At 32.9% G+C, this 18,548-nt stretch carries 17 protein-coding genes; 12 read left to right on the top strand and 5 right to left on the bottom strand.

Annotated features, from left to right (window positions below):
• The first annotated feature begins 19 nt into the window (after positions 1–19).
• The 4 genes from LG45_RS09080 (at position 20) to LG45_RS09065 (ending at position 4,540) form a co-directional block, all read left to right on the top strand.
• The gene (locus tag LG45_RS09080; protein ID WP_035126349.1) at positions 20–982 is read left to right on the top strand and encodes a hypothetical protein; all 963 of its coding nucleotides are present in this window, start codon (positions 20–22) and stop codon (positions 980–982) included.
• Between the two features lie 20 nt (positions 983–1,002).
• Complete coding sequence (locus LG45_RS09075; protein ID WP_035126347.1) at positions 1,003–2,505, top strand: OmpP1/FadL family transporter; 1,503 nt, start codon at positions 1,003–1,005, stop codon at positions 2,503–2,505.
• Positions 2,506–2,712: 207 nt separating this feature from the next.
• The gene (gene rimO, locus LG45_RS09070) at positions 2,713–4,014 is read left to right on the top strand and encodes a 30S ribosomal protein S12 methylthiotransferase RimO (RefSeq protein WP_035126345.1); all 1,302 of its coding nucleotides are present in this window, start codon (positions 2,713–2,715) and stop codon (positions 4,012–4,014) included.
• A gap of 43 nt (positions 4,015–4,057) precedes the next feature.
• The gene (locus tag LG45_RS09065; RefSeq protein ID WP_035126343.1) at positions 4,058–4,540 is read left to right on the top strand and encodes a hypothetical protein; all 483 of its coding nucleotides are present in this window, start codon (positions 4,058–4,060) and stop codon (positions 4,538–4,540) included.
• A gap of 78 nt (positions 4,541–4,618) precedes the next feature.
• On the opposite strand, the gene LG45_RS09060 is transcribed toward LG45_RS09065, so the two are convergent.
• Positions 4,619–5,032: a DUF1573 domain-containing protein gene (locus tag LG45_RS09060; RefSeq protein ID WP_035126341.1), complete on the bottom strand. Its 414-nt coding sequence runs from the start codon at positions 5,030–5,032 to the stop codon at positions 4,619–4,621.
• 218 nt (positions 5,033–5,250) lie between these two features.
• On the opposite strand from LG45_RS09060, the gene LG45_RS09055 reads away from it, so the two are divergent.
• Positions 5,251–6,504, top strand: coding sequence for a sensor histidine kinase (locus LG45_RS09055; RefSeq protein ID WP_035126340.1), 1,254 nt, complete (start codon positions 5,251–5,253; stop codon positions 6,502–6,504).
• A gap of 7 nt (positions 6,505–6,511) precedes the next feature.
• Positions 6,512–7,198 (top strand): response regulator transcription factor, encoded by a 687-nt coding sequence (locus tag LG45_RS09050; protein ID WP_035126338.1) that lies wholly within the window; start codon positions 6,512–6,514, stop codon positions 7,196–7,198.
• Position 7,199: 1 nt separating this feature from the next.
• Here the strand turns inward: LG45_RS09050 and LG45_RS16280 are convergent, their stop codons facing one another.
• Complete coding sequence (locus LG45_RS16280; RefSeq protein WP_035126336.1) at positions 7,200–8,348, bottom strand: peptidoglycan endopeptidase; 1,149 nt, start codon at positions 8,346–8,348, stop codon at positions 7,200–7,202.
• A gap of 765 nt (positions 8,349–9,113) precedes the next feature.
• On the opposite strand from LG45_RS16280, the gene LG45_RS09040 reads away from it, so the two are divergent.
• The 4 genes from LG45_RS09040 to LG45_RS09025 all read left to right on the top strand — a co-directional run bounded on the left by LG45_RS09040 (position 9,114) and on the right by LG45_RS09025 (position 11,788).
• Positions 9,114–9,470, top strand: coding sequence for a helix-turn-helix domain-containing protein (locus LG45_RS09040; RefSeq protein WP_035126334.1), 357 nt, complete (start codon positions 9,114–9,116; stop codon positions 9,468–9,470).
• 121 nt (positions 9,471–9,591) lie between these two features.
• Complete coding sequence (locus tag LG45_RS09035) at positions 9,592–10,449, top strand: DUF4238 domain-containing protein (RefSeq protein WP_035126332.1); 858 nt, start codon at positions 9,592–9,594, stop codon at positions 10,447–10,449.
• Between the two features lie 189 nt (positions 10,450–10,638).
• A complete protein-coding gene (locus LG45_RS09030) occupies positions 10,639–11,076 on the top strand; it encodes a DUF4844 domain-containing protein (protein WP_035126330.1) in 438 nt (145 codons plus the stop codon).
• Between the two features lie 166 nt (positions 11,077–11,242).
• Positions 11,243–11,788, top strand: coding sequence for a hypothetical protein (locus tag LG45_RS09025; RefSeq protein ID WP_035126328.1), 546 nt, complete (start codon positions 11,243–11,245; stop codon positions 11,786–11,788).
• A 225-nt stretch (positions 11,789–12,013) separates the two neighbouring features.
• Here LG45_RS09025 and LG45_RS09020 read toward each other — a convergent pair whose 3' ends face one another.
• The 3 genes from LG45_RS09020 to LG45_RS09010 form a co-directional block, all read right to left on the bottom strand.
• Positions 12,014–13,555, bottom strand: coding sequence for an acyl-CoA carboxylase subunit beta (locus LG45_RS09020; protein WP_035126326.1), 1,542 nt, complete (start codon positions 13,553–13,555; stop codon positions 12,014–12,016).
• A gap of 81 nt (positions 13,556–13,636) precedes the next feature.
• Entirely contained in the window at positions 13,637–15,076 is a 1,440-nt protein-coding gene (locus tag LG45_RS09015; RefSeq protein WP_035126757.1) for an acetyl-CoA carboxylase biotin carboxylase subunit, read from the bottom strand.
• Between the two features lie 11 nt (positions 15,077–15,087).
• On the bottom strand, positions 15,088–15,573 hold the full coding sequence (locus tag LG45_RS09010; protein ID WP_035126323.1) for an acyl-CoA carboxylase biotin carboxyl carrier protein subunit: 486 nt from the start codon (positions 15,571–15,573) through the stop codon (positions 15,088–15,090).
• A 209-nt stretch (positions 15,574–15,782) separates the two neighbouring features.
• Between LG45_RS09010 and LG45_RS09005 the strand changes: the two genes are divergently transcribed.
• Positions 15,783–17,699, top strand: a complete 1,917-nt coding sequence (locus LG45_RS09005; protein WP_035126322.1) for a tetratricopeptide repeat-containing sensor histidine kinase — start codon at positions 15,783–15,785, stop codon at positions 17,697–17,699.
• A gap of 65 nt (positions 17,700–17,764) precedes the next feature.
• Complete coding sequence (locus tag LG45_RS09000) at positions 17,765–18,526, top strand: LytR/AlgR family response regulator transcription factor (protein WP_035126320.1); 762 nt, start codon at positions 17,765–17,767, stop codon at positions 18,524–18,526.
• Positions 18,527–18,548: the final 22 nt, after the last annotated feature.

Below are 18,548 nucleotides of genomic sequence, written 5' to 3'. Positions count from 1 at the left end.
CAATAAAAATGCTATAGATATGAAAACAAATTATTTTATTAAAGAAAAAAGCTCCATTTATACCCTATTTGGACTTTTGGCGTTGGTTGTAACTTCTTGTGGATCATACCAAAATAAATCGTATTATGATAATGATGGGATTTATGGTGGCGATGAGAAAAGAGTTGCATCAGAAACTAATTCCAACAACGCCTATTATAAAGAATATTTCAGCTCTTTAAACAAAGAAAACGAAGAAATATTCACAAATGTAGATGAATACAATTCTTATCCAAATGATACTGTTAACAGAGCAACCGCAAGAGTAGAAAATACTAGCTATTCTAGTTGGGGTTCAAATCCATCTAGTAATATAACCGTAAATATTTATGACAATGGCTGGGGTTATGGAGGTTGGAACAATTGGTACGGTAATAATTGGGGATGGAACAGTTGGTATGGTCCAAGCTTTGGATTTGGTTGGAACAATTGGTACGGTCCAGGTTGGGGTTACTATGGCGGTTGGTATGGAAATAATTGGGGTTGGGGCTACAATTCTTGGTATGGAAATAACTGGGGTTGGAACAACAATTGGTATGGTAATAATTACGCCTACTCTTATGGAAGAAGAGATTCTAGAGTTTATAATAATTACAGTACCGGAAGAACTTCAAGTAACCGTATAGATAGAAGTATAAATTCTTCTTCAAGAAGAAATTCGAATACAACTTACACAACTAGAAACACTACTGTAAGAAATTCTGGTGTTAGAAATAATACTACCAGAAATGAGTCGTACAATACAACAAGGCCAACTAGTAATAATACAACAAGAGATTATAATACTAGCACACCAAGAAATTCTACACCAAGAACTGTATCGCCTAATAGCACTCCACGTTCATATTCTCCAAGCAATAGCGGCGGCGGAAGATCAAGTGGTGGCGGAAGCTATGGCGGCGGTGGCGGTGGTCGTTCATCTGGTGGTGGTGGAAGAAGATAATTGTAATACAAAAAATAAAAATGAAAAAGATATTTTTAAGTTTTGCAATTGGACTGGTAGCCTTTAATACTCAAGCACAGAATATAAACGATGCGCTACTTTATTCGCAAGACAACATGAATGGAACCGCTCGTTTTAGGGCGATGGGTGGTGCTTTTGGAGCTTTAGGTGGCGATTTCTCTGCATTAAATGTAAATCCGGCTGGTTCGGTTGTGTTTGCTAACAATCAAGTTGGATTTACAATTTCTAATTATAATATAAAAAACAATTCAAATTATTTTGGATTAAATACAACAGAAAAAGACAACGCATTTGATATTAACCAATTAGGTGGTGTTTACGTTTTTGAAAACGAAGATAAAAGTAGCGGATGGTCTAAATTTGCAGTAGCATTAAATTATGATAATGTAAACAATTATGACAATTCTATATTTAGTGCTGGTACAAATCCAACAAACTCGATTTCAAATTACTTTTTGAGTTATGCCAATGGAATTCCGTTGAGTACAGTTAATGGCACTGATTATTATTATGGTGATTTATTTTACGATGAGCAACAAGCGTATTTGGGATACAAATCTAAAATTATTGTAGGCGCGAACAGTAACCCAGACAGCACAACTTATACTTCTAATGTTGCGCCAGGCGGAAATTACTATCAAGAAAATTCTATCTCTACAACTGGATATAACGGAAAGCTTTCATTCAACGGATCGGCTCAATACAAAGACCGATTATTAGTTGGTGTAAATTTAAACGCGCATTTTAGCGATTATAGAAAAAGAACTAGCTTTTTTGAAAGTAATAATAACAATACTTCTGCAGTAGATTTTGTAGAAAGAGTACGTTTTAATAATGATTTGTACACTTACGGAAATGGTTTTTCTTTTCAAATTGGAACCATATATAAAGCTACCAAAGAATTTCGACTAGGTTTGGCGTATCAATCTCCAACTTGGATGCGCTATACAGATGAACTTACTCAAAATATTGCAGCAGTAAGCAGTAATGTTGATGGCGAATTGCCTGCAGATGTTGTAGATCCACAATTGACTATGGTTTACGAGCCTTACCGATTGAGAACTCCTGGAAAATGGACTGGAAGTATTGCTTACGTTTTTGGTAAAACTGGCTTAATAAGTTTTGATTATGCAATAAAAGATTACAGTAATACATCATTTACTCCAGATAGAGATTTTGAAGATCAAAACAATTTAATTTCTAATGTTTTAGATATTTCAAATGAGTTTAGAGTCGGTGCCGAGTACAAAATTAAGCAATTTAGTTTGCGTGGTGGATACAGATTTGAAGAAAGCCCGTATAAAAATGGCGAAACTATTGGCGATTTAACTGGATATTCTGCTGGTATTGGTTACAACTTTGGTGAAATAAAAGTAGATTTGGCTTACTCTTATGCTGAACGTGATTACAAACAACAGTTTTTTAGTCAAGGTTTGGTAGATGCAGCTACAATAAATTCTAAAAACAGTAATATAAGTTTAACGATGTTATTTGAATTGTAACAAAACTTAAACGTCAATTATAAAACCATTCGTCTTTCGAATGGTTTTTTTGTGTACTTCGCTTGCAATCTAGCCCTGACAGAAGCGACATCTCCCGATTTTTCATCGGGAATACAGCGGATGGCAGGAATAGGGTTTGCCAAAAACTCCCAAAAGTTTCGCTCCTTAAAATAAAAGATGTAATTTTGCACTCCAATAAAAAAAGGTATGAGAACCAAATCGTTAAAGAAGAATAAAATCAATGTTATTACCCTAGGATGTTCTAAAAACACTTACGATAGCGAAGTGTTAATGGGACAATTAAGAGCCAGTGGAAAAGATGTTGTGCATGAAGAAGAAGGAAATATTGTTGTAATTAACACCTGCGGATTTATTGATAATGCTAAGGCAGAATCTGTAAATACAATTCTAGAATATGCCGATAAAAAATCTCGTGGAATTGTGGATAAAGTGTTCGTTACCGGATGTTTATCTGAACGATACAGACCCGATTTGGAGAAGGAAATTCCAGATGTTGATCAGTACTTTGGAACTACTGAATTACCTCAGTTATTGAAAGCTCTAGGTGCCGATTACAAGCACGAATTGCTTGGAGAGCGAATTACTACAACTCCAAAAAATTATGCCTATTTAAAAATTGCCGAAGGTTGTGATAGACCTTGTAGTTTTTGTGCAATTCCATTAATGCGAGGTAAACACGTGTCGCAATCTATTGAAAAATTGGTTCGTGAAACAGAAGGTTTGGCTAAAAACGGAGTGAAAGAATTAATTCTTATTGCTCAAGATTTGACTTATTACGGATTGGATTTATACAAAAAACGTAATCTTGCTGAGTTGCTAGAAAACTTAGCAAAAGTGGAAGGAATTGAATGGATAAGATTGCACTACGCCTTCCCTACTGGTTTTCCAATGGATGTTTTGGAATTGATGAAACGCGAGCCAAAAATTTGTAATTATATTGATATTCCGTTGCAACATATTTCAGATAACATTCTAAAATCGATGAAACGCGGAACTACGAAAGAAAAAACAACTAAATTATTGAAAGAATTTCGTGCTGCTGTTCCTGGAATGACGATTAGAACTACTTTAATTGTTGGTTACCCTGGAGAAACTCAAGAAGATTTTGAAATAATGAGAGATTGGGTTCAGGAAATGAAATTTGAGCGTTTGGGATGTTTTACGTATTCTCATGAAGAAAATACATCGGCATTTGCTTTAGTTGATGATGTACCTGAAGAAGTTAAAAAAGCGCGTGCTCAAGAAATAATGGATTTACAATCACAGATTTCATGGGATTTGAATCAAGAGAAAATTGGTCAGACTTTTAAATGTATTATTGATAGAAAAGAAGGTCAGTATTTTGTGGGTAGAACCGAATTTGACAGTCCAGATGTTGACAATGAGGTATTAATTGATGCTGCTAAATTCTATGTAAAAACAGGCGATTTTGTGATGGTAAAAATTACAGATGCTACTGAATATGATTTGTACGCAGAACCGGTTTAATTATCATTTTTTTTACTTAACTTTATTTTTTAATAAATTAGATATGAAAATAGTACAATCTATTTTAGTTGTTAGTGTAACGTTAATGACTATTTCATCTGCAAATGCCCAATATGGTAACAATGGATACTACGGAAATGGTATTGGTAATGGAAATGGAGCTGGAGGACCAATAGGCGCAACAGCTGGTAATCAATACAAATATGAAAAAAGTAAAGAAACATTAGATAAAGAGCGAGCAGAAAACACTAATAAATCTGTAGAAACGTTAAAAAACGAACTTAATTTAGACGAGCTTCAATTGGTTATTGTTAGAAAAGAAGTTGAAGAAAGTAACAAAAAAATATACGCACTTGCTAAAGAAAAAGATAAATCACAAGATGAACTTGCTGCAGAAATTAACGCTATAACCGAAAAAATGGATACAACAATAAATACTTTTTTAAATAATGAACAAAAAGTAAAATATAAAGTAATCATTGAAAGCCGAAAAGAACGAATAAATAAAATAAAAAATAAAAAATAAAAATTTAGTTTTACATAAAAAAACTCCTAAACATTACGTTTAGGAGTTTTTCGTTCTTAACCAACCTTTATTAATTAATTATGCTTTAGCTTGAACAGTTCCTTTAAAAGTTAACACTTTTGGAGTTGCATCTGCGTTTGTTGTTACTGTAACTGTTTTTGTAAATGAACCTGCTGCTGCTGCATTGTAAGTAGCTTTTACATAACCCGATTTCCCCGGAGCAATTGGCTCTTTAGTGTAATCGGCAGCGGTACAACCACATGCGGGCTTTACATTAGTAATAATAACCGATTTATCGCTTGTATTTTTAAATTCAAATTCAATAGTTTTTGGAGTTCCTTGTGGAATAGTTCCAACATCAACTGTTTCCGATTTCCATGTAATTCCAGCAACTGGCGTTACTTTTTCTGTTGAAATTTTATCTGTTGGTAAAACAGAAAATGACATTAATCCTAATGCTAATGCCAACATTGAAATTTTAATAGCTTTCATAATTTTTATATTTTATAATTGTTTTATATTTACTCTAAAATGCTTTTATTCGATTGAACAATTCAAAAGTAGTGCAATCATTCAAACACTGCTGTTAACTGGTTTCAAATGTTTGTTAATGACTTGTTAAGTGGCGTATTAATTGATTTTTTTTAGTAATATTACCTATTCAAATAATGTATATTTAAAGAGGAGATTGCTTCGTGCCTCGCAAAATCATGAAAACTAAAAATCTAAATATAATTATTGTTCTTGGACTCGTAGCCACAATAGGAATATTGATTGCGCAATTACTTTGGACCAAAGAAGCTTTTAATCTTGAGGAAAAGAAATTTTCTCAAAAGGTTCATATTGCATTACTTGAGGTTGTGAAAAAATTGTATGAAGGGACAACTGGAGAACTTCCAGTTGATAATCCAGTGCAAAAGGTTTCTAACGATTACTACATTGTTAATGTAGAAAATGATTTTCAACCCGATATTTTAGAATTTTATTTAAAAACTGAATTTGCAAAATTCAACATCAACACCGATTTTGAGTACGCCATGTACAATTGTCAAAGTGATGAAATGGTGTATGGAAAATACGTTGATTTTATAGACAACAAATCTTCAAAAACCAATATCAATTTCCCAAAGCATAAAAATTTAGTCTATTATTTTGCGATTCGTTTTCCAAATGAAACATCGTATTTATTAAGTTCCCTCCGCTTTTGGTTTGTTCTTTCATTAGCGTTAATCATCATTTTATTGGTTTATGTTTATTCCATTTACACCATAATCCAACAGAAAAAATATTCCGAGTTACAACGTGATTTCATCAATAATATGACTCATGAATTTAAAACTCCATTATCGTCTATTCTATTGGCTTCCAATTTTTTAAATAAACAGGAAGTGATTAGAAAAGACGAAAAACTAGAAAAATACACCGACATTATTATCAATCAGAGTAAGAAGTTAAACAGTCATATCGAACAAATTTTGAATATGGCAAAATCAGATAATTCTCCGATGAAAATGGAGAAAACAGAGGTTTCAATTCTTCCGATTTTGAATGATGTAATCGAAAACATGCAACTCAAACATCCAAATTTATCTGTAAAAATTGATTCTGATAAAGAGTACATTATTCAAGCCGATGCATTTCATTTCACCAATATCGTTTATAATTTATTGGACAATTCTGTAAAATACTGCGATGAAAATCCGATAATAATTATTAGAATTGCGGAAGAAAAAGGTAAGATTCAAATGGATTTTACAGACAACGGAATTGGTGTTTCAAATAAAAATTTAAACTTTATCTTTGATAAGTTTTACAGAATTCCGAGTACCAAAAGTAATGAAGTAAATGGCTTCGGACTGGGATTATATTATGTAAAAAAGATTTGTACACAACATAACTGGAAGATTTTTGCAACCAATAATTTGACTAAAGGAATTACAATTTCGATTTCCATTCCAAAGTAATACGACTATGACAAAATATAAAATTCTTTACGCAGAAGACGACGAAACCTTAGCGTTTTTAACCAAAGACAATCTTGAAAATCAGTATGATGTAACGCATTGTACTGATGGCGAAATGTGTTTAGAAGCGTTTAAAAAAGATTCGTTTGACATCTGTATATTTGATATTATGATGCCTAAAATGGACGGATTTGATCTTGCCGAAAAAGTTCGAAAAATCAATTCTGATGTACCAATAATTTTTCTTTCTGCCAAAACATTAAAAGAAGATCGAATTAGAGGTTTACGACTTGGAGCGGATGATTATTTGGTAAAACCTTTTAGTATTGAAGAATTATTACTTAAAATTGAAATCTTTTTAAAGCGTTCTCAAAAAAGTTCTATATCCGAAAATTTGATTTATAATGTTGGAAAATATAAATTTGACAGCAAGAATTATTTAGTTTTTACAGATACAGAAAAAATTAGTTTAACCCAGCGCGAAGCCGAACTGTTGAAACTCTTCTTAGACAACAAAAACGTAGTAATGAAACGTGAAGAAATCTTAAAATCACTTTGGGGAAATGACGATTATTTTATGGGAAGAAGTCTAGATGTTTTTATATCAAGATTGAGAAAAATTCTCTCAACAGAAACTGGAATTGCTATTGAAAACTTACACGGAATTGGTTTCAAATTCTCAATAAACGAATAAATTACTCCGCAATAACACGATTTACTTGCACAAAAGTTCGGGCATAATAACGTTCTTTAGTGGATGAATAGATAACACCAGAACTTGTAGACGAATGAATAAACTTAATTTCGTCATCAAGAACTTCGGTAACCATACCTACGTGGCTCACTCTGCTTCCACCGAAAGTGGCAAAGAAAATTAAATCGCCTTTTTGCGCTTGCGATTTGTCAATTTTTGTTCCGTAGCGCGCCATTTCATGAGACGAACGTGGCAAGGTTATATCTAAGCTTTTAAAGGTAGAAAACATCAAACCCGAACAATCAAAACCTGCGCTTGTTGTGCCACCACTTCTATAACGCGTTCCTAAATGTTCTGATGCTTTTTCAATTAAAAACTGGGCTTTCGCCAAATTTCCAACTGGGATCACTTTATTTTCAATTTCTGCCGAAGCCGTTTCAACAGCTTGTTTATCAGCTACTTCTATAATAGAAGTAGAACTTGAACCTTTTTTAATTAGCAACAAATAATCTACTGGAAGTCCGTTTTCAACACCAGGATTTAGTTTTACAAGTTCGTCTACGGTAACGCCAAATTGCTTAGAAATTCTGTATAGCGTTTCTTTCGGTAACACTTTATGCACTACATCAACATTAGAAACTTCAGCAACTTCATTGGTGTTGGTTGGGGTGTTATTTTCTGCAACTACTGGCGTTGGATTTGGGTTTACAAACTTCAGCTTTGCTCCTACTTTTAAATTTCCGGTTTTCAATTCTGGGTTTAAATCACAAATACTTTCCATGCTCACATTGTACTTTTTAGAAAGACTATAAAGTGTTTCTTTGGCTTCTACTTTGTGAATAATATACGGTTCGGAAGAAGTTGATTTCTCGGTTTTAGCCATAACAACTGCTTCATTTTTAGCAACTTTAGGTTTCTTTTCTTCGGGTTTGTATTTTTTATTCGGAATTTTTACTTCTTGTTTCAAACCCAAAACGGCACCTTTTAATTTCGGATTTAAATCAAAAATTTCGGCTTGGGTAACATCATACTTTTTGGCAATTAAATAAATCGATTCACCCGATTTTACCTTATGCTTAATAATTTTTTGAGCAGATGAAATGGCAGAAACAAAAAAAGCTATAAGTATAAAAAGTGTATTAAATTTCATGGATAGTATAAATTCTAATGTGCAAAACACACATTTTTTTGGAATCGCAATTTACAAATAAATGCTTGTTTCGAGGGAAATTTTAACTAAAATTTAAAAAAGCAACGCATTTATCCCTAAAAAATAAATCATTTTCAATAATTAATACAAGTCAAATAGTGACAGATTTTTTTAGTATTTTTAATAAAATTGAAAGCAATGAATAGGAGAAAAATTATGGAAATTTATTTACAATAATTGTACTTCAACCTGATAGAGGGTAATTACGTTCTATACTAACAAACAAAGTGAAAAGAGTATTGCAAAGAATATTTACTACACCCAAAACTCTAAAATAAACCCTCAAAAAACTGCGATAACCAACCTCGTTAAATTCTGAACTATCGGAATTAAACGAGGTTTCCTTTTAATTTACAATATAAGAGTAGCGCAAATAAGGTGCTTGCCCACTAAAATTAGAAATACAATTGCATATTACTTAGTGAAAGAAGCATCCTAATTGTACATTTTGGATGTTTTAGTTTTCAAATAACAAGTTTGGGTTGTCAGATAACAAGTTTGGATTGTCAGATAGCAATAATGGGTTGTCAGATAGCAAGTATGGGTTGTCATGTATCAAGTATGGGTTGTCAAATAACAATTATAGGTTGCTAAATAACAATTTTGTACCGCTAAATGACAATTATAGGTTGTTAAATAACAATTTTGGGTTGCCAAACGACAATTTTTGTATATTTGACTATTGTATCATTAAATTAAGCCATTATGTTTGTACTACAAGTGAAAGAAATGTTCCTTCAAAAAGGCGTTTTGAGACCTTATTTTCAGTTACTAAAGATGGGAATCCCAAGAACGCGTGCCCAAAAAATACTAAATGGCACCCAAAAGACAATTGATCTTGCCGACCTCTATAAGTTTTGCACCTATTTGAACTGCACACCCAAAGAATTACTAGCCATAGAACTGCCCAAAGACAGCACGAGCCTAGACAACACACCGCTAAAAGAATGGGTAAAACAAACCGACATGAACTTGATAAAAGAGCTAATAGAAATGACACCCAACGAACTCCAACGCATGAAAGAATTTGTAAAGGAACTGCGCAAGGAAGAAAATATTTAATATATTTGGAAAATAAATAAAATAGCCAATTTATGGCACAAAGCCACCTAGTAAAGGGTAGATATGTGTGATTTATGGCTTATATATACAAGTTGTATGCCATTTTAGAAGTTTTGTGCAAATGAATAATATTTCCTGGAGACATCATTATCTACCTATTTTCTACCTTAAAGGTTTTACCAAGAATTCTAAACTTTTAAAAATCTTCAATGTTCAAGAAAAACGCTTCTTGAAAAATGGAAAAGAATTCTCACCAGAATCTTTCTTTTTTGAGAAAGATGCTAATACAGTAATATTTGGGGATAAAAAAAATGATTACATAGAGTCTAGTTATGCGGAGTTTGACAATGAGATGTCGACATTAATTGAAAGAATTAACCAGTCAGATTACACAACCAACTATAGTGTTACGGATGACGACATGCCAAGAATGAATCACTTTGTAAGCCTAATGTATTGGAGATTACCACATCGTACAAATGAACTCGAAAAAATTCTAAAAAATAGTGATTTAGAAAGTTTAGGGTTAAAAGTTATAGATAAAAGTGGAGAGCGACAAATAGCAACAGAAGAAAAAATCAAAAACAATCCAGAATTTGTTAAAGGTTTTAAATTCTATAATTCTTTAATGGATTCAGTTCGTGGAGTTAATTGTAGAACGCCATATTCAATATTGGAAAGTCATGAAAATTTACCGTTTCTATGTTCAGACAGTCCAATAATCTTTGAAAGTGAAAATCCGAAAGTCTATGAAGATGACTATTTATTTCCATTATCAGGCAATAGATTATTTATTAAAGCAAACCGCAGAAGTGAATTTCCATCATATTTAAGAATGCTGGTGGACGCTGTAGTATATAAACAAGCTCAAAAATATGTAAGTTGTACTGACGAATCATATATAGGAATGTTAGATACTTTATTTGAGAGACAAAATATGGAAGAATTAAAAGCAGAAATATTTAAAAGAATAAGATAAAAACGTCATATAACATTGGTTTGCATCAATGGCTTGGCTTGGGACTTATCGGGAAACTAATCGGTCAAAATTTTTTCTTTTTTAAAGCGTTTTTTCTTTCAAAGTTTTCGGTATATTTGTTAGCGTCAGTGTTCAAAAAAGTCACTGAATGCAAGCCAAGGGACGTTATAGGATATTTTTAAAAACCGCATGAAAAAGACAATAAGCATATTTTTAGTACTTCTGTTTTTTATGTTTACTGCTTGTGGACAAAAACAAATAAAGACGCCAAATAAAGCGATGGAAAAATTTGAAAAATTTAAAGCAAAAGAAAAGTTTGTAGAAGATATGAAAATCTTATATCCTGGAATTGGTGACGAAAAATTGAAACCAATTTTAACTGAGAAAATTAATTTGGCAGCCGAAGACTTTGAAAAAATTGCGCAAAATGGAAACGCTACTGACGAAGATTATCAGAATGCCATAGGGAAAGGTTTGGATAGATTTAAAAGTATTTATTTAGAAATCGACACAGAAGATAGAGAAAGAGTTTGCGCTTATTTTGAAGAGCTTATGGATATTGTCGGGCTTGAAAGTTCGGATGGGCAACTGAATAATTTTATGTACGGATTAGACCCAACAAACTAAAAAACGTCCTATAACAGCGGTTTCGCGCTATTGCTAGTTTTTCTTGAATTAAACTTCTTTCTTCACGAAAATATTTTATCTTAGCAGAAAGTACTCAGTTCGCTGGCATCGCAACAGTCGCGAAGCCGCGGCACGTTAGCCGTCAGTTTAAAAAAACGAAATAGGAATGTTAAAAATTAACCAAAAAACAAAAGAAATTATAAGTTTTATATTTTTATTTTCTTTTTCTTTTCTTTATTTTTTTCTTGCAAAAATTGGTTTTGAAAAACAAAATATCAATCTTAATAATGTTGACAAAATAACAAGTCAGGTTGAGAATAGAGGAATAGATTACAGACACGGTAGTAAAGGAAAAAGATCTAAAGTGTTTTATATAAAGCTGAAAAACTTGAATGAAAAAATTGGAGTTTATAGAATGTCAAAAGAATACGATGACTTGATTTCTAAAATAAATACAAATGACAAATTAACGGTTTACTATAAAGAAAACAATAATGACTCTGAAAATGTAAACATAGATTTGATACAAATTGAAAGAAATGGAATTGTGTTACTTGACAAAAAGGAGTATGAGAAAAAAGAAAGTGTCTTAATTTATATTGGATTGATTGCAGGATTTCTTTCTATTGGTTACTCACTTTATTACCTTAGAAGAAAAACAAGCTTGTTCAAAAAAGAAAAAATGAAACTAACAAAAAAAAACGTCGGCTAACAGCCGTTACATGAGATTTGGGCATTAGGTTGAATTTAAAGATGGTTTTGTACTTGGAAAATTTGTGTTTAACCGAAAAATCTCGCTTCTTAAATCCCAAACCTCGTGTAGCGCCAGAACGTTAAAAAAAGCTGTTTATGGCTACTCGCCATTATTGGTCAATTAATCAAAATCAACATAAAAAACCGTTTTGCAGTACAAAACGGTTTTTTAAACTTATATCAACTACAACGGTATATTTCCGTGTTTCCTTTTAGGAACATCAACCACTTTATTTTCTAACATACTGAAAGCTTTCATCAATTTTCTTCTCGTATCGTGTGGTAAAATTACCTCATCAATAAATCCGCGTTGCGCTGCTGTGTAAGGATTTGCAAATAACTCAGCATATTCTGCCTCTTTTTCAAGCAATTTCTCTGCTGGATTTTGTGCTTCACTTATCTCTTTTTTGAAGATAATTTCAGAGGCACCTTTTGCTCCCATAACTGCAATTTCGGCACTTGGCCAAGCAAAATTCATGTCGGCACCAATGTGTTTCGAATTCATTACATCATACGCGCCACCATAAGCTTTTCTGGTAATTACAGTAACTCTCGGTACTGTTGCTTCGCTAAATGCGTATAATAATTTGGCTCCATGCATGATAATTCCGTTCCATTCTTGATCGGTTCCAGGTAAGAAACCAGGAACATCTTCTAAAACCAACAACGGAATATTAAAACAGTCACAGAAACGTACAAATCGAGCACCTTTTATCGAACTCTTAACATCCAAGCAACCAGCCAAATATTTCGGATTATTGGCCACAATTCCGATGCTTCTTCCACCTAATCGTGCAAAACCAACCACAATATTTTCGGCATAATCCTTATGAATTTCGAAAAATGAATCTTCATCAATAATATTCGAAATCACATCATGCATATCATACGGTTTGTTCGCATTTTCTGGAATAATAGTGTCCAGTTTCTCACGAATTTCATCGTTTGGCGTGTAAGGTAATTTAGGCGTCGTTTCTCTGTTATTTTGTGGCATATAACTTAACAACTTCTTGATATCTTCTAGACATTCAATTCCGTTTGGAGAAGTAATATGCGCCACACCAGATTTGGTAGAATGCGTACTTGCACCACCCAATTCTTCTGAAGTAACTTCTTCATTAGTAACCGTTTTCACCACATTTGGTCCAGTAACAAACATATAACTACTTCCTTCCACCATCATTGTAAAATCGGTCATTGCAGGTGAATAAACCGCACCACCAGCACATGGTCCCATAATGGCAGATATTTGCGGAATCACTCCACTAGATTGCACGTTTCTATAAAAAATATCGGCATAACCGCCAAGCGATCGCACACCTTCTTGAATACGTGCGCCACCAGAATCGTTTAGTCCAATCATAGGTGCGCCACTTTTTAGTGCCATATCCATAACTTTACAGATCTTCTCAGCATGTGTTTCAGATAATGAACCACCAAAAACAGTGAAATCTTGTGCAAAAACATACACAATTCTTCCATTAATTGTTCCGTAACCTGTTACAACTCCGTCACCATAATACACTTCTTTCTCCATTCCGAAATCGGTGGTTCGGTGTGTTACTAACATTCCGATTTCTTCAAATGAACCTTCGTCTAAAAGATATTCAACTCGTTCGCGAGCCGTCAATTTTTTATTAGAATGTTGCTTGGCAATACGTTTTTCGCCTCCGCCTAATTTGGCAAGAGCAATTTTATCGTTTAATATTTTAATTTTATCTTCCATTTTACTTTTTGTTTCAAGTTTAAGGTTTCAAGTTTCAAGCTAAACTTTTGTTTTATTACTTAATTCTTAAATCTTAATACTTTAATTTGGTAACCTTAGGATTTGTTTATCAGAAATATATTGTTTCAATGCTATCATAGCAGCAATTTCTGCTTCAACATCTAAATTGGCTTTCATTTTTTCTGGATTGTAATATGATTTTACAAAACCAGTATCGAAATCACCTGAACGAAATGCCTCGTGTTCCATAACAAATTTTCCGAAAGGCAATGTTGTTGCAACACCTTCAACATGATAATTATCGATTGCTTTAATCATTAGTTCGATAGATTCCTCACGAGTTTTTCCGTAAGTTACCAATTTAGAAAGCATTGGATCGTAATAAATTGGCACATCCATTCCTTCTTCAATTCCATTATCAACACGAATTCCTTCGCCTTCAGGTAATTTATAAGTGCTTAAAAATCCGACATTTGGAAGGAAATCATTCATAGAATCTTCGGCATAAACACGAAGTTCCATGGCGTGACCTTTTATTTGCAAATCTTCTTGTTTAATATCTAAAACTTCTCCTTGAGCGACTTTTATTTGCAACTCTACTAAATCCAAACCAGAAATCATTTCCGTTACCGGATGTTCTACTTGCAAACGCGTATTCATTTCAAGAAAGTAGAAATTAAGATCTCCATCCATTAAAAATTCTACCGTTCCAGCGCCAAGATAATCACATGCACGAGCTACTTTTACAGCTGCTTCACCCATTTCTTTACGTTTTTCTGGAGTTAAAATTGATGATGGTGCTTCTTCAACTACTTTTTGATGGCGGCGTTGAATGCTGCATTCTCTTTCAAAAATATACAACACATTGTCATAACTATCGGCCATAATTTGGATTTCGATATGACGTGGTTTGGTTACATATTTTTCTATAAAAACCGATCCGTCGCCAAAAGCATTTGTAGCTTCAGAAATTGCTCTGTCCATTTGAGAAACAAAATCTTCTTCTTTTTCAACCACACGCATTCCTTTTCCGCCACCGCCAGCAGATGCTTTTATCAGTATTGGAAAACCAATTTTGGTTGCAATTTTCTTAGCTTCTTCAATATCGGTAATGGCTTCCTCAGTTCCAGGAACCATCGGAATATTATAATGTTTTACAGCTTCTTTTGCTGCCAATTTGCTTCCCATCATTTCAATAGCTTTCGATTTTGGCCCGATGAAAATGATGTTGTTTTTTTCACAAGCTTCGGCAAAAGCTGAATTTTCACTTAAAAATCCGTAACCTGGATGCACGGCATCAACACCTAATTCTTTACAAACTTCAATGATTTTATCGCCTCGTAAATACGACTGACTTGATGCGGCTTCACCAATGCAAACAGCTTCGTCAGCATATTTCACGTGAAGCGCATTTCTGTCGGCAGTTGAAAAAACAGCTACCGTTTTGATACCCATTTTTTTGGCAGTTTTCATTACCCTGATGGCAATTTCACCACGATTGGCAACTAATATTTTGGTTATTTTTTTCATGATTATTCGAATTCGATTAACAATTGTCCTTTATCGACAGCATTTCCTTTTTCAACAGCAATTGACTTTATAATTCCATCTCTTGGTGATAGAAAACTGTTTTCCATTTTCATGGCTTCTAGAATCAATAATGGATCATTTTCTTTAACTGTTTGTCCAACTTCTACACTAATTTCTAGAATCAAACCTGGCATTGGTGCTTTTATAGCATTCACAACTTTGGTTTTACCAATTTCAATTCCCATACTTTTTATGAGAATATCTAAAGCATCTGAAATAGCAACTTCATAAGTGTTGTTGTTCACTTTTATAGTGTATTTTTTAGCTATGAAATCGGTTGCTATGATTTCGGCTTTGTATGGTTTACTATCTTTTAGTACATGGAATTTAGTTTTATCCATGCTAACAGCGTCAAGGTTTTTAAGGTCACTTTCTGATAAATCAAACGAAGCAGTGTTGTTTACCGAAAGTTGATACGAATTACTCATACGACTTAATTTAAATTTGACCGTAAAAATAAACAAAGAAAACGTTTTCGTGAACTAAATTTTGGATTAAAATTGGTAATTTAATATAGCTATTTTGAAATTGTAATCATAAATGCATAAATAATAAGTCAAACCATTAGAATAATAGGTGAGATAAAATTTACTAAAAACTTACTATATATTTGTAGAGATAAGTTAAATGAAATGTTTTGAAAAATACGCTCCACAAGATTATACTTCTTTTCACAATTGCTTTCAGTAGTATTAGCTATTCGCAAAATACTGCTGTTGATAGTTTGAAAAGAGTTTTGAAAGTTGTAAAAATTGATACTGCTAAAGTAAATCTTTACAACAACTTAGCCGATAAATTTAAAGAAACCAATCCCGATTCGACTGCTTTTTATGCTCAAAAGGCAACTGTTCTTTCTAAGAAAATTGGATATGGATTTGGGTTAGCCAATTCGTACATCAACAAAGGAAATTCGAATATTATTCTAGGGAATTATAAAAATGCGCTTACTGATTTTCGTCAGGCGCAAATTTCATATCAATCTTTATTAGAAGATGATTCTAATAATAAGCAACTTAAAAATGGTTTGGCGCGCGCTTATGCAAGTTCTGGTGTAGTTTTTTCGGAAGAAAATAATTATTACATGGCTTTAGAGAATTATCAAAAAGCGTTGAAGTTATATCAAGAAATCGATCAGAAGAATAGTATTTCGAAAGCTTATAATAATATTGGAATTGTATATAAATCGCAAGGAAACAACACCAAAGCACTTGAATATTTAAAGAAAGCGCTAAAAATTCAGGAAGAAATTGGAGAACAAACCGTTGCTGTGACTTTAACCAACATTGGTGTTATTTACTTTGAAAACGGAAACAATAAAGAAGCTTTAAATTACTACAAAAAAGCTCAGGAATACTTTATTAAAATAGATAATAAACGTGGTTTTGCTTTATTAAATAACTATTTAGGAGATTTTTACAATAAGCAGAAAGATTCGGAAAAAGCAATTTCTTATTATACAAAATCGTTGAATTTGTATGAAGAAATGCAGAATAAATTTGGGGCTTCATTGGCTTTATATAATTTAGGACAACTTTATTTTGATCAAAAAAAATATGGTGAAGCTATGCCATTTGCATCAAAATCATTGTCTTATGCAAAGGAAATTGGCGTTCTGGATCAAACCTTTCATTCGGAGAAATTGATGAGTGAATTGTATGCTGTTCAGAACAATCCAACGCAGTCGTTATTTCATTACAAAAATTATATTGTGGCACGCGACAGCATTACCAATCAGGAAAACAACGAAAAGTTTCTTCGTGCCGAAATGGATTTTGAATACCAAAAAAAGGAAGCGCTTTTAATAGAAAAAAATAAGCGTCAAAGTCAGTTTGCTTTATTTTCAGTAATCGGAACGTTGCTTTTAATCAGTTTGGTATTTGTAATTTTTAATAGAAGACAAATAAAAAGACGTTTAACATTGCAAAAAGAAGTTGCCGAATATGAACAGAAAGCTTTGCATTTACAGATGAATCCACACTTCGTATTCAATTGTTTAGGATCGATTTCAAGTTTTATTGTTCAGAATGGAACCGATTCGGCATTGAAATATTTATCTAAATTTTCTAAGTTGATGCGATTGACATTGGAATATTCAAAAGGTGCTTTAATTCCGATTGATAAAGAAGTAGAAAGTTTGCAAAATTATTTAGAATTAGAGCAATTGCGTTTTCATAACAAGTTTGAATTTTCGATAAAATCATCTGAAAAAGTCGAATTTAACATGGGATTACCGCCGTTATTGATTCAGCCATTTGTAGAAAATGCTATCTTGCACGGCATGGTTCCAAAAGAAGGAAATGGGAAGATTGAAGTGAGTTTTGATGTACAAAACAATCAACTAGTCTGCACGATAAAAGACGACGGAATTGGGATTTCAAAATCGAAAGAAATGAAACATAATTCGGTTACAGCACACCAATCGATGGCACTGGAAATTACTAAAAAACGATTGGAAATTATGGAAGCCACGATTTCAAAATCGGCACAAATAGAAATTACAGATAATAACGGAACAATAGTAACATTACGATTACCAATACAATATATACAATAGTTGGCAGTGTTCAGTGATCAGTTAGCAGACTAATCACTTTTCACTAATCACTAATCACTAAAAATATGATTACAGCAGTATTAATAGACGATGACAAGCATTTGCGTGAAGGTTTAAAAGCACTTTTGCAACGCTATACAAATGAAATAAACATCATTGGTGAAGCCGAAAGTGTAAAAACTGGCGTAGCAACTTTGGAGCAATTGCAACCACAAGTTATCTTTTTAGACATTCATTTGTCGGATGGAACTGGGTTTGATATTTTGGAGCAATTGGCAAAAACTAAAGGCAAAACATCGGCACATATTATTTTTATCACGGCGCACGAGCAATATGCTTTGAAAGCATTCAAATTTAGCGCATTGGATTTTATATTAAAACCAGTCGATCCAGAAGAATTGCAAAATACGATTGCCAAAATAAAAGAAGCCGTTGGAAAAAGTAACTCGTTTGAGCACATCGATTTATTGTTAGAAAACATCCGAAAAAAGGTAGATAATTTTAAGCGAATTGCATTATCAACCAGTGATGGTATTCATTTGTTTGAAGTTTCGGATATTATTCGATGCGAAGCCAAAGGAAATTATACCGAGTTTTTTATTAAAAATCATAAACCGCTTTTAATTTCTAGAACGCTTAAAGAATATGAAGAAATGCTCACAGAACACGGATTTGAACGCATTCATCAATCGCATTTAATTAATTTATCTTATTTGAAATCGTACATAAAAAGCGATGGCGGTTATGTAATTATGGCTGACAACAGTAACATTCCGTTGGCGCAAAGCAAGAAAGAGAAATTACAAGAATTGATAAAAGCACTTTAGATTTAAGATTATTAAAAACAAA

Source organism: Flavobacterium aquatile LMG 4008 = ATCC 11947 (assembly GCF_000757385.1).
Lineage (GTDB): Bacteria > Bacteroidota > Bacteroidia > Flavobacteriales > Flavobacteriaceae > Flavobacterium > Flavobacterium aquatile.
This window is presented reverse-complemented; position numbering and strand designations above follow the sequence as displayed.

Bases quoted from the DNA above. Each gene is read 5' to 3' on its own strand.
- LG45_RS09030 (WP_035126330.1), top strand. From the start codon at position 10,639: ATGAAAAAGACAATAAGCATATTTTTAGTACTTCTGTTTTTTATGTTT.
- LG45_RS09080 (WP_035126349.1), top strand. From the start codon at position 20: ATGAAAACAAATTATTTTATTAAAGAAAAAAGCTCCATTTATACCCTA.
- LG45_RS16280 (WP_035126336.1), bottom strand. From the start codon at position 8,348: ATGAAATTTAATACACTTTTTATACTTATAGCTTTTTTTGTTTCTGCC.
- LG45_RS09055 (WP_035126340.1), top strand. From the start codon at position 5,251: ATGAAAACTAAAAATCTAAATATAATTATTGTTCTTGGACTCGTAGCC.
- LG45_RS09020 (WP_035126326.1), bottom strand. From the start codon at position 13,555: ATGGAAGATAAAATTAAAATATTAAACGATAAAATTGCTCTTGCCAAA.
- LG45_RS09060 (WP_035126341.1), bottom strand. From the start codon at position 5,032: ATGAAAGCTATTAAAATTTCAATGTTGGCATTAGCATTAGGATTAATG.
- LG45_RS09050 (WP_035126338.1), top strand. From the start codon at position 6,512: ATGACAAAATATAAAATTCTTTACGCAGAAGACGACGAAACCTTAGCG.
- LG45_RS09025 (WP_035126328.1), top strand. From the start codon at position 11,243: ATGTTAAAAATTAACCAAAAAACAAAAGAAATTATAAGTTTTATATTT.
- LG45_RS09075 (WP_035126347.1), top strand. From the start codon at position 1,003: ATGAAAAAGATATTTTTAAGTTTTGCAATTGGACTGGTAGCCTTTAAT.
- LG45_RS09000 (WP_035126320.1), top strand. From the start codon at position 17,765: ATGATTACAGCAGTATTAATAGACGATGACAAGCATTTGCGTGAAGGT.
- rimO (WP_035126345.1), top strand. From the start codon at position 2,713: ATGAGAACCAAATCGTTAAAGAAGAATAAAATCAATGTTATTACCCTA.
- LG45_RS09035 (WP_035126332.1), top strand. From the start codon at position 9,592: ATGAATAATATTTCCTGGAGACATCATTATCTACCTATTTTCTACCTT.
- LG45_RS09040 (WP_035126334.1), top strand. From the start codon at position 9,114: ATGTTTGTACTACAAGTGAAAGAAATGTTCCTTCAAAAAGGCGTTTTG.
- LG45_RS09010 (WP_035126323.1), bottom strand. From the start codon at position 15,573: ATGAGTAATTCGTATCAACTTTCGGTAAACAACACTGCTTCGTTTGAT.
- LG45_RS09065 (WP_035126343.1), top strand. From the start codon at position 4,058: ATGAAAATAGTACAATCTATTTTAGTTGTTAGTGTAACGTTAATGACT.